Source organism: Pantoea sp. VS1, from assembly GCF_002207995.1.
In the GTDB taxonomy this organism is placed as follows: domain Bacteria; phylum Pseudomonadota; class Gammaproteobacteria; order Enterobacterales; family Enterobacteriaceae; genus Pantoea; species Pantoea dispersa.
Window position 1 is genome coordinate 46,169 of record NZ_NHZE01000010.1, and the last position, 23,813, is coordinate 69,981.

Genomic DNA, 23,813 nt, shown 5'->3' on the forward strand with positions numbered 1-23,813 from the left:
CCCGCCTGCGGGAGAGGGTTAGGGTGAGGGAAAACCCGCACCATCACTGCTTACTCAGCGCCTCGGACTTCGCCATGCACTGCTGCATCGCGCCCATCACCGCAGCGCGGAAGCCTTTCTCTTCCAGCACCTTCACCGCTTCAATGGTGGTGCCGCCCGGTGAGCACACCATATCTTTCAGTTCGCCAGGGTGTTTGCCGGTCTCCAGCACCATCTGGGCAGAACCTTTTACCGCCTGCGCCGCAAACTGATAAGCCTGCGCCCGCGGCATGCCGCCCAGCACGGCGGCATCAGCCATCGCTTCGATAAACATAAACACGTAAGCCGGTGCCGAGCCGCTGACACCCACCACGGCATGAATCAGATACTCGTTCACCACCGCCGCTTTGCCGAAGCTCTCAAAAATGGTCACCACCTCGTCCACTTCCTGCGGTTCCACCAGCACGTTCGGCGTAATAGAGGTCATGCCTTCATTGACCAGCGACGGCGTATTCGGCATCACGCGGATGATTTTACGATCGTGACCGAGCACCGCCGCCAGCGAATCCAGCGTCACGCCTGCGGCAATCGACACCACCAGCGCATCTTTCTTCAGCTGGCCGGCCAGATCCTTGAGCACTTTGAGAATCACGTTGGGTTTCACCGCGCCAAACAGAATGTCCACTTCACGTGCCAGACTCTCGACGCTTTCCGCCGCCGTCACGCCATACTGCTGCGCCATCGCCTGGTTGGTGTCGGGTTTTCGATCGTGCACCCAGATATTGGCCGGGGCGATCTGCCCGCTGTTCACCAGGCCGCTGATGATGGCTTTCGCCATATTGCCGCAGCCGACAAACCCGATTTTCTTCTCCAGCATCGCTTTATCCTTAACGTGGTTCGGTTTTCTCAGTGGGTTAGCTTACGTCAGCGGCAGTGAATAACAAGTCGCGCACAAATAACATTTGCCATTCGCGGTCAGCGCGGCAAGATCGCAGGCATTGCCCGTTAATAAGGATTAAACATGTCGATTTGGGTGGATGCCGATGCGTGTCCCAATGTCATCAAAGAGGTGCTGTATCGCGCCGCTGAGCGCACCAAAGTCACCGTGACCTTCGTTGCTAACCAGCCGCTGCGCGTACCGCCGTCACCGTTTCTGAAAACGCTGCAGGTGGCTGCCGGCTTTGATGTGGCCGATAACGAGATTGTGAAACGCGTGCAGCCGGGCGAGCTGGTGATTACCGGCGATATTCCGCTGGCAGCAGAAGTGCTGGAGAAAGGGGCGGCAGCGCTGAATCCGCGCGGGGAGCGTTACAGCAGCGATACCATTCGCCAGCGCCTGACCATGCGCGATTTTATGGAAACGATGCGCGCCAGCGGCATTCAGAGCGGCGGCCCGTCGGCATTAAGCCCACGAGACCGCCAGCAGTTTGCCAACGAACTGGATAAATGGTTACGTCAGCGTTAATCAGACGAAGCTGTCGTCGTCGTCAAAATCACCGCCGCTGCCGAAATCGTTGAAATCATTGTTATCGGCAAAGCTGTTGTTGTCCCAGCCTGAATTGTCATTCAGGAAGGCATTGTTGCTGTCATTGCCGTTGAAGGTGTCCAGATTATCATCCACCTGCGGCAGCGCCGGTTCGTTGATGATATTGACGATCTCTTCCGGCTGCGAATGGTGGAACAGGCTGGTGAGCATGTCCGCCATCACCACACCGCCGGCCACGCCGACAGCCGTTTGCAGTGCGCCACCCAGGAAACCGGTACCGCGCGCCGGTGCAGCATACTGCTGCTGAGGCGGTGCGGCATATTGTGGCTGTTGCGGTGCGCTGTTCCATGCCGGCTGTTGCGGCTGCGCCGGGCGTGAACCGCCGCCAAACAGGCTCGACAGGAAACCGCCGCTGCTTTGCTGCGGGGCCTGCTGCTGCGCTTGCGCCAGACGGCTCTCTAACTCCGATACCTGCGCGTTGAGCTTTTTCATCGCCGCTTCCTGAATCAGGATCGCCTGCGCCATGTAGTAGGGCGCACCGGGCTGGCTCTGTAAATGCTGATTGATTAACTGTTCGGCACCGGCATCACGCGGGCCGCTCTGGCTTTCTGCCTGTTTCAGACGGCTGAACAGGCTTTCAATAAGTTGTTGTTCCTGGCTCTGCATGGTGAACCTCCGGTTAGGCATAGCGTGTTGTTCTTCAGGCGACCAACAGGACGTCCGTTGCCTGAACTATAAAGCGTATATGCGGGCTGCGTGACAGAAAGTAAATCAGCGGCCTGGTAAGCAAATGTTGCCCCGCGCTTACAAATCGTCTGATGCACGAAATGCGCATCGTTTTCCCGTTAAAAATCAAAATAATGGCATTAGCTATCGCTGAAATACGCGTAATTCGTGCTTCGCGGCTGGCTGATAAAATAAAATCCAGGTATCATGCGACGCATTACTGACCTGATGACGTTGCCCGCGCGGCAGACTACGGCGGAGGATGAGCCCGGATGTCATTACCCATCTATCTGATCGGCGCACGCGGTTGCGGTAAAACCACCATTGGCCAGGCGCTGTCGCAAGCGCTGGGCTATGCCTTTCGTGACACCGACCACCACCTGCAGCTCACCACACAGCGCAGCGTGGCAGAGATTGTGGCGACGGAAGGCTGGGACAGCTTTCGCGCGCGTGAAAGTGAATCGCTGCGGGCGGTTACCGCGCCTGCCAGCGTAATCGCCACCGGCGGCGGCATGGTGCTGGCTGATGTCAATCGCCACTTCATGCGCGAGCATGGCCAGGTCATCTGGCTCAACGCACCCTCTGGCGTGCTGGCCGATCGGCTGGAGCGTCAGCCAGAAGCGGCACAGCGTCCGACCCTGACCGGCCGGCCCATCGCGGAAGAGATGGAAGATATCCTGCGCGAACGCGCGCAGCTCTATCGTCAGGCCGCGCACCATGAAGTCAACGCGATGCAGGCACCGGAGCAGGTGGTGGAACATATTCTGCAATCGCTGTCTCTCGCCCGCGCCAGCTAACTGCCTAAGAATTCTCCCTCTTTTTTACAGCGATCCTCGATTGTCTATACTCAATAGCAGGCAGAGGATCACCGCTGTCTGTGTGGAAACCTGACATAAGAGGGAAAACGATGCCAACCAGACCACCCTATCCGCGAGAAGCGCGCATTGTTGCCGTTGAAAAAGGGCAGGCGGGCAATACCGTCACCTGGTATGAATTACGGGCTGACCATCCACGTCCGGATACCTTAATTAGCGAACATAAATCGGAAGCGGAAGCGCAGGATGCCAAAGACCGCTATGAAGATGTGGAAAAAGAATAATCCCGGCGGGCAGGGATGCCCGCTTTAGCGTAATTACGTCCGGTCGCTAAATAGATTTTTTATTTTCCCTGATGCGCTAATTACGGCGATAAAAGCTGCCGTCTTTTCTGTTTAATCGCTCTCCTGCCTGATAACGTCTTTTTATTTTGCCTTTAGCCCTTATTTTCTGCTGCCTTAAATAGACTGCGTTTTGTCCGGTGCAAAATTTGCGCTTGACCGATAAACCGTCGCGTTTTACTTTCGGGTTATCGATACAGGAACTCAGTTCCATATAGTGAAACCAGCGCCATGACCACACTCGAAAATGCCGCCGCCGTGCTTAAGCTGTTTCAGCGCTTTGGCGTGGCGCAGGGCCATCCCGGCCTGACCTTTACCGAGGTGGTGGAGGCGCTGGGGCTGCCGAAAAGTACCGTGTCGCGCCTGCTGGCGACCATGGAAAGCGAAGGCTTACTGGAGCGCGATCCCGACAGCCGCTGTTTTCAGATTGGCCGCGTGCTGTTGTCCGTTGCCGGGCACTATCTTTCGACACCGCTGATTGACAGCGCATCGGCGCCGATGGCGCGCCTGGCGGCCAGCAGCGGCTGCATGGGCTATATCTCGGTGCTGGACGGTGACGATGTGCTGGTGATGCGCATGTACCACGGTCGCTTCTTTACCCAGCTAGTGACGCCGCCGGGTACACGGGTGTCGGTTACCGGCACGTCGACCGGCCGCGTGCTGTTAGCGCAGTTGAGTGATGACGAGGTGCGCGCGCGCTTCAGCGATAACTGGCAAACCGCGTCGATCAATTCACCGCTGAATATCGATGCACTGTGCAAAGAGCTGGCATTGATTCGTCAGCAGGGCTGGGCACTGGCCCGCAATGAAACGCTGCCTGGCATTAGCTCGCTTGCCGTAGCGGTAACCAATAAACACCGCGGTGAAAGTGCCGCACTGTGTCTCTCATTTCTTTCGCAGGAAGCGGCCCCGGGTTATCCGGAAGCGCTGCTCAGCGAATTGCGCGCAACGGCTGCACTGATGGCCGAAAAATACGGCGCAGCGTCCTGAATAAAACAGGGCAACCCTAATTTGATTTCAAGGCGTAATACTTCGCGCCACACCGGGGAAATAGCAGGTCTTCGGACCTGCTTATTTCAATAATCAGGGAACGATGAATAAAACGTTGAGGTTCCGCGTGTCGGGCACAATGTCATTGCGCGTTTTCTACAGGGTGAAAATACGGGGATAATATGCGTCTGGATAATCCAATAAAAAATATTGGCGTGGGCCTGATGCTGGTTCTGCTGTCAGTTGCAGGGGCCATCATTGGGGTACAGCTGATCACAACTATTGGGGTAACGCCCAATACTTCTATTATCGGCGCGCTATTTGCCATGCTGCTGGCGCGCATTCCACTGCAGTGGTTTCGCCGCTACCGTTCGGTTGAAGTGCAAAACCTTGCACAGACCGCTATCTCTTCCGCCACCTTCGGCGCTGCCAATAGCCTGCTGATGCCGATTGCCGTGCCGTGGGCGCTGGGTGAGCCGCAGCTGGTGCTGCCGCTGTTTGTCGGCGTCAGCGCGGCAATGCTGCTGGATGCGTGGCTGCTGTATCGTCTGTTTGATACGCGCGTGTTCCCGGCCAGCAATGCATGGCCACCAGGCGTGGCAGCGGCAGAAGCGATCAAAGCCGGTGATAAGGGCGGTCGCCAGGCGTGGCTGCTGGTGGCTGGAATCGTGGGCGGCGTCGCGGGCTCGATGCTGAAAATCCCGATGTCCGCCTTTGGTACGGCATTCATTGGCAATATCTGGGCGCTGACCATGCTCGGCATCGGCTTCCTGCTGCGTGCCTATGCGCAACCGGTTGCTGGTATCGATATTAACGCGCTGTACATTCCGCACGGCGTAATGGTCGGAGCCGGTCTGGTGGCGCTGATTCAGGTGGTGCAGGTGATTCGCAGCCGCCGTCACGACAACCTCAACGTCAGCCGCAGCGACAACGAAGTCAAACGCGCGCTCGGCCTGGGGACTGTCGGCTATATCGTAATCTCGGCACTGCTGGCGCTGGGTGGCGGCCTGTGGAGCGAAATGGGCCTGCCGATGCTGCTGCTGTTTATTATCTACGCGGCCTTTGCCGCCTTTGTGCATGAGCTGATTGTCGGCATCGCCGCCATGCACTCGGGCTGGTTCCCGGCCTTCGCGGTGGCGCTGATCACCCTGATCCTCGGCATCCTGCTCGGCTTCCCGCCGCTGGCGCTGTGCCTGCTGTGCGGCTTCACCGCGGCTACCGGTCCGGCCTTCGCCGATATGGGCTATGACCTGAAGGCCGGCTTTATTCTGCGCGGTAACGGGGCCGATGTGCAGCAGGAGCTGTGGGGCCGCCGCATCCAGCTGATCGCCGCGATGATCGCTTTCGTCATCGCAATTCCGGTGGTGTGGTATGCACATAACCTGTTCTTTGTCGACAACCTGCTGCCGCCGGTGGCGCGCGTTTACGCCAAAACCATTCAGGCCGGCGCGGAGCCGGGCATTGCCGGTAGCCTGCTGATGTGGGCGATTCCGGGGGCGATTATTCAGCTGATCGGCGGGCCTAAACGCCAGCTCGGCGTGCTGTTAGCCACCGGTCTGTTAATCAACAACGCCGCCGCAGGCTGGGCGGTGCTGGTCGGGATTGCGTTACGTGTCCTGATCCTGCGCGTGTGGGGCGAGCGTGGACGTTCACCGATGGAGGTGATGGCCGCTGGATTCATTGCGGGCGACGCGCTGTACAGCTTCTTCCACTCACTTTTTGCCAGTAGCAGTAAGAAATAATCCAGGGATTTAGCGATGAGTTTACAGCAGACACTACAGGTTTTTGAGTTACTCGACAGCGCCTACGTGGATGGCCAGCAGGTGGTCGATCTGTTCGCCGCCTATCCTGGCGTGCAAGCCAGCTTTAAGCGCGTCAGTGGGCCAAAAGGGCGCACCGATTTTGTGCGCATCGACATTCCTGGCGCCCAGGGCAAAAGCCGGGGCGGCAGCGCGCCGACGCTGGGGATCATTGGCCGTCTCGGCGGCATCGGTGCGCGCCCGACGCGCATCGGCATGGTGTCCGACGCCGACGGTGCGGTTGCTGCGGTGAGCAGCGCGCTGAAGCTGGCACAGATGCAAAACAAAGGCGACGTGCTGGCCGGCGACGTGATCGTAACCACGCATATTTGTCCGGATGCGCCGACCCGGCCGCACGAGCCGGTGGACTTCATGGATTCGCCGTGCGACGACATCACCATGAATGACAACGAAGTGGTTGCGGGCGTCGACGCGATTCTCTCTATCGATACCACTAAAGGAAACCGCATCCTCAACCATAAGGGCTATGCGCTGTCTCCCACGGTGAAAGAGGGCTACATCCTGCGCGTGTCGGAAGATTTGCTGCGCATCATGGAGATGACCAGCGGTCAGCCTGCGGTGACGTTCCCGATCACCACGCAGGACATCACTCCTTACGGCAACGGCGTGTATCACCTCAACAGCATCCTGCAACCGTCCACTGCCACCGATGTGCCAGTGGTGGGCGTCGCGATTTGTGCGCAATCCGTGGTGCCTGGCTGCGGCACCGGCGCCAGCCATGAAGTGGACATCGCGGCGACCGTGCGCTTTGCGGTGGAAGTGGCCAAAGAGTTTGGCCGTGAGACCTGCCAGTTTTATGACCCGCAGGAGTACGCGCTGCTGCTATCTTTGTATGGTAGCCTCAGTCACCTGCGCAGCCGGAAAGCCTGATGATGAAACCGTCGCTAGTAACCTTAACCATTGGCCAGTCACCGCGTAGCGATATTTTGCCGCTGCTGCAGGAGCATTTGCCCGCCGACGCTGTCGCGCATGCCGGTCTGCTGGATGGCCTGACACTGGCCGAAGTGGAGCAGTTATACGCGCCTGCGCCGGGCGATAAAGTGCTGGTTTCGCGCATGAGCAGCGGCGAACAGGTACGGCTGGCGGCGGCCACCGTCGAACAGGGACTGCAGCGTAAAATTACCGCGCTGGAGCAGCAGGGTTACGACACCATTCTGCTGCTGTGTACCGGTGAGTTCGGCACGCTGAAAACCACGTCGGCGCTGCTGCTGGAGCCGGATCGCATCATTCCGCCGCTGGTCAGCGCCATCGTACAGACGCACAAAATCGGCATCGTGGTGCCGGTTGAGGAGCAGATCGCTGAGCAGGCCAGCAAATGGCGTAACCTGCAAAGCACGCCCTGTTTTGCCGTCGCCAGCCCATACCTGGCGCAGCAGAGCGAACTGATGGAAGCCGGATTGACTCTGCAGGAGCAGGGCGCTGATGTGGTGGTGCTCGACTGTATCGGTTATCACCAGAAACACCGCGATTTCCTGCAGAACATGCTGGGCATTCCGGTGCTGCTGTCGAATGTGCTGGTGGCGAAACTGGCAGCTGAACTGATCGTCTGATCGAGGCCGATCACAACTTGCGACGGGCGGCGCTAATTCGCGTGACAGATCAGCGAGTTCCCTTGTAATCTGCCGGTAACCCTAATGTGCTGTGAGGAAGTAACATGCTCAACGTAAGTGAGTATTTCGACGGAAAAGTGAAATCCATTGGTTTCGACAGCGTGACCATTGGCCGGGCCAGCGTTGGCGTGATGGCGGAAGGCGAATACACCTTTGGTACCGGCCAGCCGGAAGAGATGACGGTAGTGAGCGGCGCGCTGAAAGTGCTGCTGCCGGGCGAAGCCGAGTGGAAATGGTACGAAGCCGGATCGGTATTTAACGTGCCGGGCCACAGCGAATTCCACCTGCAGGTGGCGGAGCCAACGTCTTACCTGTGCCGCTATCTTTAAGCGTTAAAGCAGCATCCATTATCAACCGGTAATGCCTGTGCGGCGTTACCGGTTTTTTTATGCGCCAGCATGGGGTGTGGCCTGCGGTCAGCATAAATGCTGACCCTACAGGTATCAATCAGCATATTTGCAGGGGCGCCATTCATGGCGACCGTTAAACACACCCGTACTATCCTTCCAGCCGGCGATGCCCGCTTAACGCTGCGCTTCGCCGCCTAACGCTTCCACCAGATTGCTGATTAATGCCGCCAGCTCGCTGGTCATCAGAATGAAATCGGCATCAAAACGCTGGGCGAAATCATCGCGATCGATATCGTCATTCTGCTCGCGCAGCGTGTCGCTAAACTTCAGACGCTTCACCGAGGCGTCATCGGCGATCACCAGCTGAATACGCTCCTGCCAGTCGAGCGCCAGTTTGGTGACCACTTTACCGGCTTCGATGTGGGTGGCGATCTCGTCGGAAACCAGATCCTGTTTTTTACAGCGGATCACGCCGCCATCTTCCAGTATCGCCTTCAGCTCAGCCTCGTCCATCAGGGTGAAACCCGCCGGCAATTCACCGGAGCGCACCCATTCGGTCAGCGTCAGCTCGATCGGATTTTCCAGCGTCAGCGGCACCACCGGCAGCGAGCCGAGGCTCTTACGCAGCAGCGCCAGCGTATCTTCCGCTTTCTTCGCGCTGGCGCAGTCGACGATGATCAGATTATTGACGGTGTCGATCCACATAAAGGTCTGACTGAAACGGCTGAAGGCGCGCGGCAGCAGGCTGTGCAGCACTTCATCTTTCAGCGAATCCTTTTCGGTCTTTTTCAGCTTGCGGCTCTGTTCCGCTTCCAGCTTCTCAATTTTGGCTTCCAGCGCCTGCTTCACCACCGGCGACGGCAGAATTTTCTGCTCGGTGCGGGCGCAGATCACTATCTGACCGTTAATCACATGCGTCAGCGCTTCGCTGCGGTTGCCCATCGGCGAGACCCAGCCGGTTTTGGCCATGTCCTGGCTACCGCACGGCGTGAAGGTGAAGGCGTCGAGCTGTTTTTCCAGATCGTCTGCGGACAGCGGGATGTCCCGATTCAGACGATAAACCATCATATTTTTAAACCACAACATCAGGATTCCTTACCGTGGGTGCGATCGGGCGCACAAGTCTAAAACAGTCAGCGCGCATGATAGCGAAACATCGGAGTGGTTTCATTGCCTTTCCCGATTCAGCCTTCTACTGTATCTGTCACCTGAACGAATAATGAGGAATAAATCGTGCGTATCGGTATTGATTTAGGCGGCACCAAAATTGAAGTGATTGCGCTGTCTGACCAGGGCGAGGAGCTGTTCCGCCACCGCGTGAATACCCCGCGTGACGACTACGCCGCCACGGTGCAGGCGATTGTCGATTTAGTCCTGCTGGCGGAAGCGCAGACCGGGCAGCAGGGGACGGTCGGCATCGGCATTCCCGGCACGATTTCTCCTTATACCCAGCGGGTAAAAAATGCTAACTCGACGTGGCTCAACGGCCAGCCGCTGGACAAAGATTTGGCGCGTGCGCTGAATCGTGACGTGCGCATCGCCAACGACGCGAATTGCCTGGCAGTTTCCGAAGCGGTCGATGGCGCAGGCGCAGGCCAGCCGCTGGTGTTTGCGGTGATCATTGGCACCGGTTCCGGCGCAGGCGTGGCCATCAACGGAGAATCACGCATTGGCGGTAACGGTAACGCAGGCGAGTGGGGGCACAATCCGCTGCCGTGGATGGATGAAGACGAACTGCGCTATCGCGCGGAAGTACCGTGCTACTGCGGGCTGCAGGGCTGTATTGAGACGTTTGTCTCCGGCACCGGCTTCGCCATTGATTATCAGCGTCTCAGCGGACAGGCGCTGAAGGGCGCGGAGATCATCCGGCTGATCGAGCAGCAGGATCCGGTGGCCGAGCTGGCGATGAGCCGTTATGAAACGCGGCTGGCCAAATCGCTGGCGCAGGTGGTTAACCTGCTCGATCCGGATGTGATCGTGCTCGGCGGCGGCATGAGCAACAACGATCGGCTTTACCAGACGGTGCCGACGCTGATGAAGCAGTGGGTGTTCGGCCGCGAGTGCGAAACGCCGGTGCTGAAAGCGGTGCACGGTGACTCCAGCGGCGTGCGCGGTGCCGCCTGGCTGTGGCCGGTGAAAGGGTAGCGTAACGACGCTTTATGCGTGCTTAACCCCTCTTCCAGCGGAAGAGGGGGCCGAAGCGGGTCAGTGTTGGCTTAACTGACCGGCGTGACACACGATATCGTGCGCATGCAGCACGGCTGGCCGGTTTTCATTCAGTCGGATGGCGGCATAAATATCGATATGCAGTTTTTGCGCTTCATCGTCAGCCAGTGCGCGATAACACAATCCTTCCTGATGAAAGGTACATTTCGACTGCGGCATCAGGGCAAAGCCTTTTCCTCGGGCAATGTGTGTCAGCATAACCAGTGAATCATCCGGCTCTTTAACTCTTTTAAGCGGGGTGTGGAGCTGTGAAAACAAGCGTTCACATTTATCGTAGAACGACGGATTTGCGCTTCTGGCAAACCAGAACAGCGGTAAATCACCGATCGCTTCCAGCGAGACTTTTTCTTTCAGGCTGGCCGGATGTCTGGCCGGCATTGCTACCAGCAACGGCTCACGACCGATCCACTGGTACTGAACGGTATCTTCGTGGCCGGTTGCCCTTTCGCCCGTCAGTACCAGGTCCAGGCGGTTTTTTGTCAGACACTGCAGCAACTGCGCAGACGTCAGATCGGGCGTTTCCACATCGTCGGCGGCGTCCAGTTTCAGCAGTTGCTGGTGAATGGGCGCAATCAGTGCAAAATTCAGCGTGCGGGTGAGGCCGATACGCAGGCGCTTTTCTGAAGAAAGCGAGCCAGGCTTGAGTTCATTCAGCGCCTGAAGGATCTTCTCCGCTTTGATTACCAGCGCCCGGCCAGCGTCCGTCAGACTGACGTCATGGGTGCTGCGGCTAAACAACGGCTGCTCCAGCACGGCTTCAAGGCGCTTAATCTGTCGGGTTAGCGGAGGCTGAGTCATTCTGAGCCGTTCGGCGGCCCGGCGAAAGTTCAGCTCGTGCGCAACCGCAAGAAAGCATTGAAGCTGTTTCACGCTGGGGAGATGGTTGCTGATAAGGTGCTCTGCCGTCGCCATAGAGTCCATCCGGGTAATCAAAGACGTTATTCTACCCCGCGAAAGATCAGCAGGATATGGGGTAATCGGTCTGGTCGCGCAGCAGGCTGGCGGCGCGACGTCAGAAAAAATAACCGGGCGTTACCCGGTTATGGCTTCAGGCATTAATGCTTTTCATCCCTTCCTGAGAATAGCGCTCGCCCCTGATCTCAATGTGCTGATGAATAGCGTTCAGTAAGGCGATATCTGCCTGCTCCAGCACGATATCGGCGGCCTGCGCATTTTCCGCCAGATAACGGGTCTGTTTCGTTCCCGGAATGGGGATCAGCTTGTCGTACTGCGCCAGTAGCCAGGCCAGCGCAATCTGACCTGGCGTGCAGCTGTACTTTTCAGCAAGCGGGTGCACCGCGTCAAGAAGCTGGGCGTTATGGTCGAGGCTGGATTGACTAAAGCGCGCATTATTTTTGCGGAAATCACCCTCCGCAAAATCGCTGTTATGACGATACTTTCCGGTCAGAAACCCTCTGCCCAGCGGAGAGTAGGGAACTAAACCTATACCCAGCTCTTTCACCACCGGCAGAATCTCAGCTTCGATATCGCGCGTCCACAGTGAATATTCGGTTTGCAGGGCAGTGAGCGGGTGAATGGCATGGGCCCGGCGCAGGGTTGAAGCTGAAACCTCACACAATCCAATGTGGTTGAGCTTACCCGCTTTAACGAGGCGGCTCAGGCATTCCATGCTCTCTTCAATCGGAGTAGCCTGGCTCACGCGGTGAAGATAGAACAGATCGATGCGCTCAACGCCAAGCCTTTTAAGCGATTCATTACAGCAGCGGGTGATGTAGTCAGGTTGGTTGTTAATCGTCCGGGCATAAGCCTGGTCCGCAGGGCGATCGATTCCGCACTTGGTGGCAATGTTAAACTGCTCACGCGTGGTGTTATCCAGACCGGCAAGAAAGTGGCCAATCAGCCGCTCATTATGGCCCCGCCCGTACATATCCGCGGTATCGATAAACGTGATATTCAGGTCGATAAGCGTGTGTAACAGTTGCAGTGAAGCGTGGTCGTCTGTCTGGCCATAAAATTCGCTCAGTCCCATGGCACCATAGCCGATCGAACTGACACTCAGGGTTTGCGATAAATGTCGGGTGTGCATAGTGGCTCCTTTTGTGGTTTTTTTGATTGTTGCACCCCGATTACGCGTAATGAATTGTCATTTTCGTCATGCAAAAAAGGTATCACAGCAGCAAGACCGGAGCGGTGCTGTGGTGGGATGGATTTATCGCGTGGGGCAGAAAGAGACGGGTACTCAAAGAGCTCTGTGTACCCGTCTCCGTTGCCTGAAGGGCAGGGGCAATGCGTTTGTTACTCGCCAACCAGCATGGAGTCCTGCGGTGCGCGCTCGCGCTGGGCTTTGGTGGCGAGGAAGTAAAGGTAGCCGAGCACCATGATCGCCACAAACAATCCGCCGATTACCGGGTTAAACCACAGCATCGCCACCAGACACACCAGCGACAGCACCAGTGCGATGCCCGGAACCAGCGGATAGCCCGGCGCACGGAAGCTGCGCTCCAGGTCCGGTGCGCTGCGGCGCAGCTTAAACAGGCTCAGCATACTCATCAGGTACATCACGATCGCGCCGAACACTGCCATGGTGATCATCGCCGCCGTCAGCGTCATGCCCTGCAGATTGATCAGTCCGTCGCTGTAAATGGCGGCGATACCGATGACACCGCCGGCGATGATGGCGCGGTGCGGCGTCTGGAAGCGCGACAGCTTCGCCAGGCTGGGCGGCAGATAGCCCGCGCGCGCCAGGGCAAAGAACTGACGCGAGTAGCCAAGGATGATGCCGTGGAAGCTGGCGACCAGGCCAAACAGGCCGATCCACACCAGCATATGCATCCAGTTAGAGTGCTCGCCGACGATCATCTTCATCGCCTGCGGCAGCGGATTGTTGATGTCCGACAGCTTGCGCCAGTCGCCCGCGCCGCCGGCCAGCAGCATCACGCCAATCGCCAGCACCACCAGGGTAAGAATGCCGCTGATGTAGGCTTTTGGGATGGTGCGCTTCGGATCTTTGGCTTCTTCGGCCGCCATGGCCGCGCCTTCAATGGCGAGGAAAAACCAGATAGCGAACGGGATGGCGGCAAAGATACCGGACAGCGCTGGCATGCCAAAATGATCGCTGCCGGCCCAGCCGTTGGCGGCGAAGTTAGCGACGCTGAAACCCGGCGATACCACGCCCATGAACACCAGCAGCTCCAGCACTGCCAGCACCGTCACCACCAGTTCGAACATCGCGGCCAGCTTCACGCCGAGAATATTCAGTGTCATAAACAACAGATAAGCCCCGACCGCCGCGGTTTTGGGGTTGAGATCGGGATACTGCACGTTGAGGTAGGCGCCAATCGCCATGGCGATGGCCGGCGGGGCGAACACAAACTCAATCAGCGTCGCCAGACCGGCAATCAGACCACCGGTTTCGCCAAATGCCCGACGGCTGTAAGCGAACGGCCCGCCAGCGTGCGGAATCGCCGTGGTCAGTTCGGTAAAGCTAAAAATAAAGCAGGTGTAAAGCGTGGCGATCAGCGCGGTGGTGATCAGGAATCCCAGCGTCCCGGCCACGCCCCAGCCATAGCTCCAGCCGAAATACTCACCGGAAATCACCAGTCCAACCGCAATACCCCATAAATGCAGGGTGCCCAGCGTGGGTTTTAGTTTGCCTGTCATCTTCATCTCCCCGTCATGCTTGTTGTGCGGCGTTGGCACCGCGCTATTGTGGGTTTGCGCTACAGTGAAGGGATAATGCCGCTGCCCGGGACGGGAAAACTTGACGCCGGCGCAGTGAGTTTTGTCCTCTGCGGTCAACTCGCTGGCAGAAAAAGCGCGGGCTGTACGCTGCGGTCAACTTTTGCTGTTCTGCGGTCAGGCAGTCAGGACGACCTCATCCCATGCTGATAACACTGGTTTATAGAGACTGATGCTGGAGAGTGATGAATGAGCGCCAAACAAGCCGAATCCCTGACCGATGCCGAGATCACCCTGCTGGCGCAACGTGCGCTGGCCTGCTATCCCGCCGCGCTGCAAGGTGAGCTGCAATTGCTGTGCCGTTCGGAGAACGCCACCTTTTTGCTGCGTGCCGGCGGCAAACGCTACGCGCTGCGCCTGCACCGGCCGGATTACCACAGCAAAGCGGATATTCTCAGTGAACTGATGTGGCTCGATGCGCTGCGCGAGACCGGCATCATGGTGCCGCAGGCCATCCCGGCGCGCGACGGTGAAAGCGTGCTGACGCTGACGCTGGCGGACGGCAGCACGCGTCATGCGGTGCTGTTCCACTGGATTGACGGCGAGATGCCGACCACCGACGTCGATCCCAAAGCCTTTCAGCAGCTCGGTACCATCACCGCGCGCCTGCATCAGCACAGCCGCAGCTGGCAGAAACCTGAAGTTTTTCAGCGTATTATCTGGGATCATCACACCATGGTCAGCGAGCACAGCCACTGGGGGCGCTGGCAGGATGCGCCGCATCTCGATCCGGCCGATCACGGCATTATCGCAGCGGCGGTGGATCGCGCCGGGCAGGCGCTGGCGGAATTTGGTAAAGAGCGCGATCGCTACGGCCTGATCCACGCCGATCTGCGTCTGACCAATCTGCTGCTGCACAAAGGCGAGACCCGGGTGATCGACTTCGACGACTGCGGCATGGGCTGGTATCTGCACGATCTGGCGGCCGCGATCAGCTTCGTCGAGCACCATCCGCGTGCGGCGGAGTGGGTGGATAACTGGATCCTCGGCTATGAACGCGTGGCGCACATCAGCGATGCTGAGATGGCGCTGGTGCCGACGCTGCTGATTCAGCGTCGTATTCAGATGACGGCGTGGATGGGCACGCACGCCGATACCGAGATGGCGCTCAGCCTCGGGCCGCACTGGGCCAGCCATTCGGTGCGGCTGTGCCGTCGCTATCTTGAGAGCAGCGAACTGCCGGTAGGCGCGTGACCTGCACCAGCAGAGGGCAGCGGCGCGCGCTGATGGCGTAATCTGGTGCCTGCGCATCAAGCGCGCCGGCCGTCACAGGCGCGCTGACAGGCACGCAGATCTTCGCCGGGAGCGCGCCAGCGGCGGCCAGGCGGTGCATTGCCTTGCACCGCGCGCCGCCGGGTGACGCTGGTATGAAAATTGCTGGATCCCTTCATTCTGTTATCCGCGCGATCCCTGAGAGGTTCCCATGCAATCACTCATCTCTGCTGCAGATGCCTTCAGCGCGTTTGCCACACCCGCCAGCAACCGTGGCGTTCTGGCGGCGGCGGCGACCGGTCTGAGCGCCTTCATTACGGATAAAGGTGGCGATGTCGATCGCATCTTTGGCATCAGCGGTATCGATTCCGAACTGCTGGCCAGCCCGACACTGAGCCTCGGGCTGGTGAACTATTGCCGCGTGATGGAAGAAGCGGCGCGCCACTCCGGCTTTGATAACTTCGGTTTGCATTACGGCAGGCAGTTCAAACCGCAGTCATTAGGGTTAATTGGCTACATCGGACTGTGCTCGCCGACGCTGGAGCAGGCGCTGCACAATGTGGTGAACGCGTTTCCCTGGCACCAGCACGATACGCTGACGCGGCTGGTGGACAAGGGCGACTGCTGGCGGCTCGATTATCAGGTGCGCCACGGGGCGATCCTGGCACGCCGTCAGGATGCGGAGCTGACGCTCGGCATGTTCCTCAACCTGATTCGCCACGTGGCGGGCAAAAACTGGGCGCCGCGCGAGGTGCACTTTGAACATCCGCGTCCGGAGCAGTGGCACGAGCACTGCAAAGTGTTTGATGCGCCGGTCTGGTTCGATCAGCCGTTTAACTCACTGCTGATCGCGAAACGCGACCTGCAGCGCGCCATGCCGGAGCAGGATGCGATGCTGCTGATGGTGATGCAGGATGCCATTCGCCGCCTCAACAGCAGCGCCAGCGTGCAGAGCGTGGTCGAACAGGCGCGTTCGCAGGTCAGCCTGACGCTCATTCAGGGCGAACCGGTACTGGAGGAGATCGCCGGCAAAATGGGGTTGTCGAGCTGGTCGCTGCAGCGACGCCTGCGCGAAGAGGGCATTAGCTTTAGCGCGCTGGTGGATAAGGTGCGCTGCGAAATGGCCACGCACTACCTGCAGCAAAGACAGCTGCCCATCTCGGAGATGGCGCTGCTGCTCGGCTATTCCGAGGTCAGCGCGTTTTCCCGCGCCTTCCGCCGCTGGTTCGGCATCAGCCCGCGCCAGTGGCGCCAGGATGGGCTGGTAAGTCAGGCCGGTGTGGCGCAAAGCCAAACCACGCTGGCTGGTCGCGCTGCGGCGGAGGCGGTAAGCCGCGCGACTGACCAATAAGTTGCCACGCACGCAAACACAGCGCTTCGTCGCCCTGGGTTTGCGTCACCGCGTAGCGCCCACTGTTCTGCCACTCCAGGCGCACCCAGCACTGCTGTCCGGCATAGCGCGCCGCATCGTGAAACTGTTTATTGAGCTGCTGCTGCAGTGCTTCACTCCAGTGGCAGGCGGCGCTGTCAGCATTGTCCTGCGGCTGGCACTGATTGGCCAGGCTGGGGGCTGGCGCGGCCACCTGCTGGCAGGCGCTGAGCCCCACCATCATTACTAACCCACCTGATAGTCTCGCTAATCGATTAATTAAATTCATTAATAAGCCTGCATTTTCGCTAAAGATTCCTGGCGCTGCTGCCGACAGTCTACAGACCGCAGCAGGGAATGCTATGGCATTACTCTGACTGTCGGCATAACCAGAATTTGCCGCCTGGTGGCGGTGTTATCCCTTCCTTTATTCATGGACCAGAAATGCAGAAGAAATATGCCTTTGCGGCACTCTCCTTGTTAAGCGCCGCGCTGCTCAGTGGCTGTGCCACCGAGTCGTCGCGCGCTATCGATGCGCCTCAGGTTCGCGCCGCAAGCCAGCCGGCTTATCAGGGCGTGCGCAGCCCAATCGCGGTGGGACAGTTTGATAACCGTTCGTCATACATGAATGGGATTTTCTCCGACGGCGTTGATCGTCTGGGCAACCAATCCAAAACCATTCTGATTACGCATCTGCAGCAGACCAATCGCTTCAACGTGCTGGATCGCAGCAACCTGAAAGAGCTGCAGCAGGAAGCCGACTTCAAACACAGCCAGCAGAACATCAAGGGCGCTAACTACATCATCACCGGTGACATCACCGAGTTCGGGCGCAAAGAAGTGGGCGACCAGCAGCTGTGGGGCATCCTCGGGCGCGGTAAAAGCCAGATCGCTTACGCCAAAGTGAACCTGAATGTGGTGGATGTGACCACTTCAGAAGTGGTGTACAGCGTGCAGGGCGCGGGTGAATACCAGCTGTCAGCGCGTGAGGTGATCGGCTTTGGCGGCACCGCCAGCTATGACTCTACCCTGAACGGCAAAGTGATGGATCTGGCGATCCGTGAAGCGGTCGACCACCTGGTGGATGGCATCAATAACGGCGCATGGCGCCCGGTGAAATAAGGATATTGACGATGAAATTACTGCAACTGAGCGCCGCGCTGATCGCGGCAGGCGTGCTGGCCGGCTGTGCGCCAAAAGGACCGGAGCCGATCTACTACTGGGGTGATTACCAGCAGCAGGTCTACAGCTATTACCAGAAAGACAGCGATCCGCAGAAGCAGATTGATGCGCTGAATCTGGATATCGAAAAGGCCAAAGCGGTGAACAAGCCGGTAGCACCGGGTCTGCACGCCCAGCTGGGCCTGCTGTACGCCAAAAACGGCAATACGGATAAAGCTTTCAGCCAGTTCGCCCTCGAGAAGCAGCTGTTTCCGGAATCGGCCCCGTACATGGACTTTCTGATGAAGAAAAAAGGAGTGAACCAATGAAAAAACTGATTGCCGTGTGCGGCGTATTCGCGGCGCTGCTGCTGACCGGCTGTGCCCAGAATAAGAAACCGTATGACTACAGCGCCTTCCGTGCCAGTAAGCCGGCATCAATTCTGGTGCTGCCTGCCGATAACCGTGCGCCGGATATCAACGCGTCGCACAGCTTCACCTCGCTGGTGACCCAGCCGCTGGCGGAAGCGGGTTACTACGTGTTCCCGGTGGCGGTGGTGGAAGAGACCTTCCAGCAAAACGGCCTGAGCAACGGGCATGAAATTCAGGCGGTGAGCACGAAGCGCTTGCATGACATCTTCAACGCAGACAGCGCACTGTACATTTCGATTACCGATTATGGCAGCAGCTATCTGGTGGTTGATTCGGTGACCACGGTCTCGGCCACTGCCCGTCTGGTCGATCTGCGCAGCGGTAAAGAGCTGTGGCAGGGCATGGCCACCGCCAATGATTCTGAAAACAGCAACAATAGCAACGGCGGCATCATTGGCATGCTGGTGTCGGCGGCGATCAAACAGATCGCCAGCAACGCGGGCGACAAAGCGCACACCATTGCCGGTGTCACCAGCGCACGTCTGTTAGCGCAGAACGAGCAGGGTGGTCTGCTGGCCGGTCCGCGCTACAAAGCGCCGGTTACGCGTTAATCTACCTGGCGCGGCGATCGGCGGATCGCCGCGCCACTTCACGCATCACTCGCCCGGCAGCTCCAGTTTACTGTAGCCGAGCCCGTTCATTTTACGCACCCGGATCTGCACCGGGATGCGCTCTTTCATCGCTTCCACGTGGCTGATCACGCCGATGGTTTTCCCGCTGGCGTTAAGCGCATCGAGCGCATCCAGCGCGGTGTCCAGCGTTTCGGCATCCAGCGTGCCGAAGCCTTCGTCGAGAAACAGCGATTCAATGCGCGTTTTATGGCTGACCAAATCGGACAGCGCCAGCGCCAGCGCGAGGCTGACGAGGAAGCTCTCGCCGCCGGACAGCGTACGCGTGTCGCGCGTGGCATCGGCCTGCCAGGTATCCACCACTTCCAGCTCCAGCTCATCGCTGACGCGGCGCTGCAATAAATAGCGGCCGTGCAGGCGATCGAGCTGGCGGTTTGCCAGCCACACCAGATGATCGAGGGTTAAGCCCTGAGCAAAGCGGCGGAACTTGTCGCCTTTGGCCGACCCGATCAGATCGTTGAGGCGGCTCAGCTGTGCCAGTTCCGCTTCGTCAGCGGCGATCTGCGCCAGCAGCGTTTGCTGCTGCTGACGCTGTTGGGTATCGCTGTGCAGCTGCTGCTGCGCTTCGCCCTGCTGGCGTGCGTTGTCACGCAGCGCCACGCGCAGCTGCTCGAGCCGGGCGGCGATGGAGCCAGCATCGGCATCGCTGAGTGCGGCCGGGCGCTGCTGCTGGTGATCGCTCAGCCGCTGCGCCAGTCTGGCATGCAGCGCGGTGTGCTGCTGATGCTGCTGCTCCAGCGTTTGCAGCCGCTGGCGCAGCGTCTGCACCTCATCTTCCGCCAGCAGCGCGGCGCGCAGGGCGCTTTCGTCAGCGAAATCACTGAGCAGCAATGCCTGCCGGAAGGCGCTTTCGGCGTCCGCTGCGCGCTGCGCCAGCGTCTGCTGCTGGCTGACAATCTGTTCATACTGACCTTTCAGGCCGTGCAGCTCGCTTTGCGCCTGCTGCCAGCGCTGCAGCTGTTGCGCCAGCGCCTGGTCATGCTGTTGCAGCGTGGCGTGCTGCTGCTGACGCGCGTCCGCCACGCGCCGGTCGCCAAACAGCTGCTGGCGCTGCTGCTGTTGGGCCTGCTGCTGCTGTTGCAGGTGGTTAAGGGCTTGCTGCAGGCTGGCGACCTGCTGCTGTTCACGCGCCAGCGTGTGCTGCAGGCTGCTGCCTTCCGTTTCGCTTTTCGCCAGCTGCGGCTGTAGCTCAGCAAGTAACCGCTCACTTTCCTGCCACTGCTGCCAGCGCTGCTGCAGCGTTTGCAGCCAGCCGGCGCGCTCGGGCGCTGCCGGCAGGCTAAGCTGATGGGCAGCCAGCTGCTGTTCCAGCTGCTGTAATTGCTGCTGCCATGCCTGACGTTCACCGCTGACGCGCTGATCGAGTTCATCCCGCTGCTGCCGGGCGCTGGCAAGCTGCTGCTGTGCCAGCTGTTGCTGCTGCTGGTGTTGCTGCCAGCGCTGCTGCTGTTGCAGATGCGCGTCTTTGGCCTGCTGCAACGTGACGGCCGCCTGTTCACGCGCCTGCAACTGCTGCTGCTGGCGGGCTTCGAGCGCGTCCTGCTGCTGCAGCCAGGCGCTGAATTCTGCGTGCTGTTCAGCGCTGAAGGTAAGCGCCAGCTCACCGCACAGCGCCTGCCAGCGCTCGCGGGTCGCGGCGATCTGCTGGTCGAGATCGGCGATTTCCTGTTGCAGCGCCTGCTGTTGCTGCTGCGACAGTTTGAGCTGCTCGCCCCGCGCGGTGCCGGCTTCCCTGAGCTGCGCCACGTGCGTTTCCAGCGCCGCCTGCCGCTGCTGATTTTCGTCCGGCTGCAGCTGCTGGTAGCGGTCGATGGCCGGATGCTGGCAGGAGCCGCACAGCGGGCAGGGCTGTTCCGGCTGCAGCCTGGCCCGCTCGTCGGCCAGCTGAATGATGGTGCGCTCCAGTTCACACAGGCGACGCACGTCCAGCAGCGTCTGATGCTCGCGCTTGTACTCCTCGCGCAGCTGCTGCAACGCCAGCGCTTCCTGCTCAGCATGCTGCTGTAACTGCTGCAGTTTAAGCTGACGCTGCTGGCGCTGCGGCTGGAGCGTTTGCCACTGTGCCGCCAGCAGGCTGAGCTGCTGACGTGCGCCGCGCTGCTGCTGATGCTGCGCCAGCGCCGTCCGCAGCGCCGGGCTGGCGATCTCCGCTTCCAGCGAAGTAAGCACCTGCTCCGCCTGCTGGCGCTGCTGCTGTGCCGCGGCTTCTGCCTGTTGCAGCGGCTGTGCCGCCTGTTCGCGCGCCTGCAGCGCCTGCTGCTGCTGTTCCAGCTGGCTTTGCAGTTGTTGCTGCTGCGCGCTGAGCTGCGTCAGCGTTTGCTCACGCTCTTCAAGCCGGGCGAGTTCGGCCTGCCAGCGCGCCAGTTCGCCGCCCCAGCGGGCGACAGCGGCTTCACTCAGGCGAAACGCCTGTTGCTGCGCCAGCTGCTGTTGTAAGCGTTCACTTGCCTGCTGATGCTGATCCAGCGCCTGCTGGCTGAGTAACAGGGTTTTTTGCTGTTCGCTCAGCAGCGCCTGCTGCTGCTCAAGCTGCTGTGCACGGCTGGCGATCTGCTGATCGAGCGGGATCACCTGTTCGCTCAGCAGCGTCTCCAGCTGTTGCTGTTCGGCCAGCGCGCGTTCACGTGCCTGCTGTGCGGCCTGATAGTGGCTTTCACCCTGCTGCAGCGCCGCTTGTGCCTGTTGCTGTTGCTGCTGTAACTGCTGCGCCTGCTGGTTCAGTGTCTGCTGGTCGCGCTGCAGCTGTTCGCGCTGCTGCAGTTTGTCGCGCAGCTTCTCCGCCGGTTCAGCACGCGCCAGCCGCTGGCGATCGCCTTCCGCCTGCTGCCAGGCCGTGGCGGCAGCCTGCAACGCCTGCTGCGCCTGCTGTTGCTCCGCGTTGAGCTGCTGCTGCTGCGTCAGCCACTGCTGCTGCTGCTGGGCCTGCGCCAGCTGCTCGCTCAGATCCTGTTCGGTGCGGGTCAACTGCTCCAGCTGCTGCGCCAGTTCGGCGCGGCGGGCGTCGTCGAGCAACTGCACCGCTCCGGCGCGAGCGCGCAGCGTGTCGAGTGCCGCGCGCGCCGTGCGCCAGCGCTCGTAGATCTGCATCGAGATGTGGCCGTAGATTTCGGTGCCGGTCAGCTCCTCCAGCAGCTCGGCGCGCTCGCCGGGTTTGGCATTGAGGAAGGCAGCAAACTGCCCCTGCGACAGCATCATCGAACGGGTGAAGCGGGCAAAATCGAGACCGGACAAGGTTTCGATGGCTTTGAGCTTGTCACCGACTTTATCGGCGACGATCTGGTTGTCCGCCACGCGCGCCAGTTCGACGCGCGGCGCCTGCAGTTTACCTTCCGCCAGGCCGCGCGCGCGGTTCTGGCTCCAGAAGGCGCGCCAGGCTTCACCTTTGATCTCAAACTCCACTTCGGCGAGGCACTCAGCGGTGTCACGCGTCATCAGCTGATTTTCGCTCTGCGACAGGCCACCAAGGCGCGGCGTCTGGTGATAGAGCGCCAGACAGATGGCATCCAGCAGCGTGGTTTTACCCGCGCCGGTGGCGCCGGTGATGGCGAACAGCCCGTTGCTGGCAAACGGCTCGCGGCGGAAATCGATAAACCACTCGCCGCGCAGCGCGTTGAGGTTTTTAAAACGCAGCGTCAGAATTTTCATGCGCCCGGATCCTCCAGCGTCGCCAGCGTGCTGCGAAACAGCTGCGTTAACTGCGCGCGCTGTTCATCCTCCAGCTGCTCCTCCAGCGCCAGCCGGCGGGCAAACACCTCTTCAACTTTCAGTTCGCTCAGGGTTTCGTTCTCCAGCCGCGCCAGGCTGCGCTGACGCTGATCGCGGCTGCGGCGCACCAGCAGCACCTCAACCGGCAGCGACTCGGTAAGCTGTTCGATGCGGCGCTGCAGGTCGCTCAGGTACTCCTGAGTAGTGATTTCAATATCCAGCCACACCGGCAGATCGCCTTCATAGGTGTGAAACGCGGTCAGCTGCTGTTCAATCTCCGCCATAGCGCCTTTTAGCATCTGCATCGGCTGGAATGACGGAATAACCAGCGGTGTGACGGACTCCAGCCGGGTGCTAAATTCCAGCAGGAATACGCTTTTCTCACGTCCCAGCTCATCAAAACTGAGCGCAATCGGCGAACCGCTGTAGCGGATGTGATCGCTGTCGGCGATGCGCTGCGCACGATGGATGTGGCCCAGCGCAATGTAGTCGGCAGGCGGGAAGGCCTGCGCCGGAAAGGCGTCCAGCGTGCCGATGTAGATATCACGCACTGAATCGCTCTTGCTGACGCCCACAGTAGTGAGATGCCCGGTAGCGATGATCGGCAGCGCACTGCCCATGGCTTCGCGCTGCGCCACGGCGGCGGCATAACAGTGCTGATAGTGCTGCTCAATCGCCTGCAGCAGCGACAGCTGCTTATCGCGTCCGGACTGACCCGCCTGGCTGCGCAGAATATCGCGCGGACGCAGATAGGGAATGGCGCACAGCAGTGCCCCCGGCGTGCCGTCGCGCTGTTGCAGCGTCAGCACCTGCTGCTCGCCGCCGGGCGTGGCGCTGGTAATGACGCGGGTATTGAGGCAGGCCAGCAGCTCGCGCGATTCATTCAGCGTGGCGACCGAATCATGGTTGCCGGCCAGCACAATCAGCTGGCAGCCGCTGGGCTGCAGCGCCACCACGAAACGGTTAAACAGTTCGCGCGCGTAGCTGGGCGGCGAACCGGTATCAAACAGGTCGCCAGCGACGATCAGCGCATCCACCTGATGCTGCACAATCGCGGCCAGCAGCCAGTCGAGGAATTGCTGGTGCTCGGCGGCGCGGCTTTTGCTGTAAAAGAACTGACCGAGATGCCAGTCAGCGGTGTGAATAATGCGCATGAATGCTCCGTGCCTGCTATCGCAAAGCGGCAGTATAACCGCTTAACAACGCAATGAAAAAAAAGCGAAACCGGTTGTCACAATTGCGCTTTTTATCTGATTATCATGAG

23 protein-coding genes are annotated in these 23,813 nt (G+C 59.7%); 14 read left to right on the plus strand and 9 right to left on the minus strand.

The window, feature by feature from the left end:
• Positions 1–43: 43 nt before the first annotated feature.
• Positions 44–856 carry a pyrroline-5-carboxylate reductase gene (proC, locus tag CBW22_RS05660; protein WP_021507232.1) on the minus strand — a complete coding sequence of 271 codons (813 nt, stop codon included), beginning with the start codon at positions 854–856 and terminating at the stop codon, positions 44–46.
• A 144-nt stretch (positions 857–1,000) separates the two neighbouring features.
• On the opposite strand from proC, the gene CBW22_RS05665 reads away from it, so the two are divergent.
• Positions 1,001–1,444: a YaiI/YqxD family protein gene (locus CBW22_RS05665; protein ID WP_010616571.1), complete on the plus strand. Its 444-nt coding sequence runs from the start codon at positions 1,001–1,003 to the stop codon at positions 1,442–1,444.
• On the opposite strand, the gene CBW22_RS05670 is transcribed toward CBW22_RS05665, so the two are convergent.
• The gene (locus CBW22_RS05670) at positions 1,445–2,131 is read right to left on the minus strand and encodes a DUF2076 domain-containing protein (RefSeq protein WP_058775202.1); all 687 of its coding nucleotides are present in this window, start codon (positions 2,129–2,131) and stop codon (positions 1,445–1,447) included.
• Positions 2,132–2,463: 332 nt separating this feature from the next.
• On the opposite strand from CBW22_RS05670, the gene aroL reads away from it, so the two are divergent.
• From aroL to ppnP, 7 genes are all read left to right on the plus strand, one after another.
• Complete coding sequence (gene aroL, locus CBW22_RS05675) at positions 2,464–2,988, plus strand: shikimate kinase AroL (RefSeq protein ID WP_021507230.1); 525 nt, start codon at positions 2,464–2,466, stop codon at positions 2,986–2,988.
• 110 nt (positions 2,989–3,098) lie between these two features.
• Positions 3,099–3,290 (plus strand): YaiA family protein, encoded by a 192-nt coding sequence (locus CBW22_RS05680; protein WP_021507229.1) that lies wholly within the window; start codon positions 3,099–3,101, stop codon positions 3,288–3,290.
• A gap of 288 nt (positions 3,291–3,578) precedes the next feature.
• Complete coding sequence (locus CBW22_RS05685; protein WP_058757986.1) at positions 3,579–4,337, plus strand: IclR family transcriptional regulator; 759 nt, start codon at positions 3,579–3,581, stop codon at positions 4,335–4,337.
• Positions 4,338–4,519: 182 nt separating this feature from the next.
• Positions 4,520–6,079 carry an OPT/YSL family transporter gene (locus CBW22_RS05690; protein ID WP_058769365.1) on the plus strand — a complete coding sequence of 520 codons (1,560 nt, stop codon included), beginning with the start codon at positions 4,520–4,522 and terminating at the stop codon, positions 6,077–6,079.
• 15 nt (positions 6,080–6,094) lie between these two features.
• Positions 6,095–7,027, plus strand: coding sequence for a DUF1177 domain-containing protein (locus tag CBW22_RS05695; RefSeq protein WP_088516219.1), 933 nt, complete (start codon positions 6,095–6,097; stop codon positions 7,025–7,027).
• Between the two features lie 2 nt (positions 7,028–7,029).
• Positions 7,030–7,707: an AroM family protein gene (locus CBW22_RS05700; RefSeq protein ID WP_088516233.1), complete on the plus strand. Its 678-nt coding sequence runs from the start codon at positions 7,030–7,032 to the stop codon at positions 7,705–7,707.
• 104 nt (positions 7,708–7,811) lie between these two features.
• The gene (ppnP, locus tag CBW22_RS05705) at positions 7,812–8,096 is read left to right on the plus strand and encodes a pyrimidine/purine nucleoside phosphorylase (protein ID WP_010616577.1); all 285 of its coding nucleotides are present in this window, start codon (positions 7,812–7,814) and stop codon (positions 8,094–8,096) included.
• A gap of 195 nt (positions 8,097–8,291) precedes the next feature.
• Here the strand turns inward: ppnP and rdgC are convergent, their stop codons facing one another.
• Positions 8,292–9,203, minus strand: a complete 912-nt coding sequence (gene rdgC, locus CBW22_RS05710) for a recombination-associated protein RdgC (RefSeq protein ID WP_021507129.1) — start codon at positions 9,201–9,203, stop codon at positions 8,292–8,294.
• Between the two features lie 147 nt (positions 9,204–9,350).
• Here rdgC and mak point away from each other — a divergent pair, with 147 nt between their 5' ends.
• The gene (gene mak / locus CBW22_RS05715) at positions 9,351–10,262 is read left to right on the plus strand and encodes a fructokinase (protein ID WP_021507130.1); all 912 of its coding nucleotides are present in this window, start codon (positions 9,351–9,353) and stop codon (positions 10,260–10,262) included.
• A 60-nt stretch (positions 10,263–10,322) separates the two neighbouring features.
• Here the strand turns inward: mak and CBW22_RS05720 are convergent, their stop codons facing one another.
• The 3 genes from CBW22_RS05720 to eat form a co-directional block, all read right to left on the minus strand.
• Entirely contained in the window at positions 10,323–11,255 is a 933-nt protein-coding gene (locus CBW22_RS05720) for a LysR family transcriptional regulator (protein WP_088516220.1), read from the minus strand.
• Positions 11,256–11,391: 136 nt separating this feature from the next.
• Positions 11,392–12,390, minus strand: a complete 999-nt coding sequence (locus tag CBW22_RS05725; RefSeq protein WP_088516221.1) for an aldo/keto reductase — start codon at positions 12,388–12,390, stop codon at positions 11,392–11,394.
• A gap of 209 nt (positions 12,391–12,599) precedes the next feature.
• On the minus strand, positions 12,600–13,964 hold the full coding sequence (gene eat, locus CBW22_RS05730) for an ethanolamine permease (RefSeq protein ID WP_088516234.1): 1,365 nt from the start codon (positions 13,962–13,964) through the stop codon (positions 12,600–12,602).
• 267 nt (positions 13,965–14,231) lie between these two features.
• Between eat and CBW22_RS05735 the strand changes: the two genes are divergently transcribed.
• Entirely contained in the window at positions 14,232–15,236 is a 1,005-nt protein-coding gene (locus CBW22_RS05735; RefSeq protein WP_088516222.1) for a phosphotransferase enzyme family protein, read from the plus strand.
• 229 nt (positions 15,237–15,465) lie between these two features.
• Positions 15,466–16,605, plus strand: a complete 1,140-nt coding sequence (qhpR, locus tag CBW22_RS05740; RefSeq protein WP_021507136.1) for an AraC-like transcriptional regulator QhpR — start codon at positions 15,466–15,468, stop codon at positions 16,603–16,605.
• On the opposite strand, the gene CBW22_RS05745 is transcribed toward qhpR, so the two are convergent.
• Entirely contained in the window at positions 16,487–16,867 is a 381-nt protein-coding gene (locus CBW22_RS05745) for a cell envelope integrity TolA C-terminal domain-containing protein (RefSeq protein ID WP_247653185.1), read from the minus strand. The genes qhpR and CBW22_RS05745 overlap by 119 nt on opposite strands.
• A gap of 200 nt (positions 16,868–17,067) precedes the next feature.
• Between CBW22_RS05745 and CBW22_RS05750 the strand changes: the two genes are divergently transcribed.
• Genes CBW22_RS05750 through CBW22_RS05760 form a run of 3 tightly spaced genes read left to right on the plus strand, consistent with a single transcriptional unit; the run spans position 17,068 to position 18,766 of the window.
• A complete protein-coding gene (locus CBW22_RS05750; protein ID WP_021507138.1) occupies positions 17,068–17,745 on the plus strand; it encodes a CsgG/HfaB family protein in 678 nt (225 codons plus the stop codon).
• Between the two features lie 11 nt (positions 17,746–17,756).
• Entirely contained in the window at positions 17,757–18,113 is a 357-nt protein-coding gene (locus CBW22_RS05755; protein ID WP_021507139.1) for a DUF4810 domain-containing protein, read from the plus strand.
• Positions 18,110–18,766: a DUF799 domain-containing protein gene (locus CBW22_RS05760; protein WP_021507140.1), complete on the plus strand. Its 657-nt coding sequence runs from the start codon at positions 18,110–18,112 to the stop codon at positions 18,764–18,766. Before CBW22_RS05755 ends, CBW22_RS05760 begins: the two co-directional genes overlap by 4 nt.
• Before the next feature lie 45 nt (positions 18,767–18,811).
• Here the strand turns inward: CBW22_RS05760 and CBW22_RS05765 are convergent, their stop codons facing one another.
• Together CBW22_RS05765 and sbcD are read right to left on the minus strand one after the other, a co-directional pair.
• Positions 18,812–22,489: an AAA family ATPase gene (locus CBW22_RS05765; RefSeq protein WP_088516223.1), complete on the minus strand. Its 3,678-nt coding sequence runs from the start codon at positions 22,487–22,489 to the stop codon at positions 18,812–18,814.
• A complete protein-coding gene (gene sbcD / locus CBW22_RS05770; RefSeq protein ID WP_088516224.1) occupies positions 22,486–23,703 on the minus strand; it encodes an exonuclease subunit SbcD in 1,218 nt (405 codons plus the stop codon). The genes CBW22_RS05765 and sbcD overlap by 4 nt, the downstream gene beginning before the upstream one ends.
• Positions 23,704–23,813: the final 110 nt, after the last annotated feature.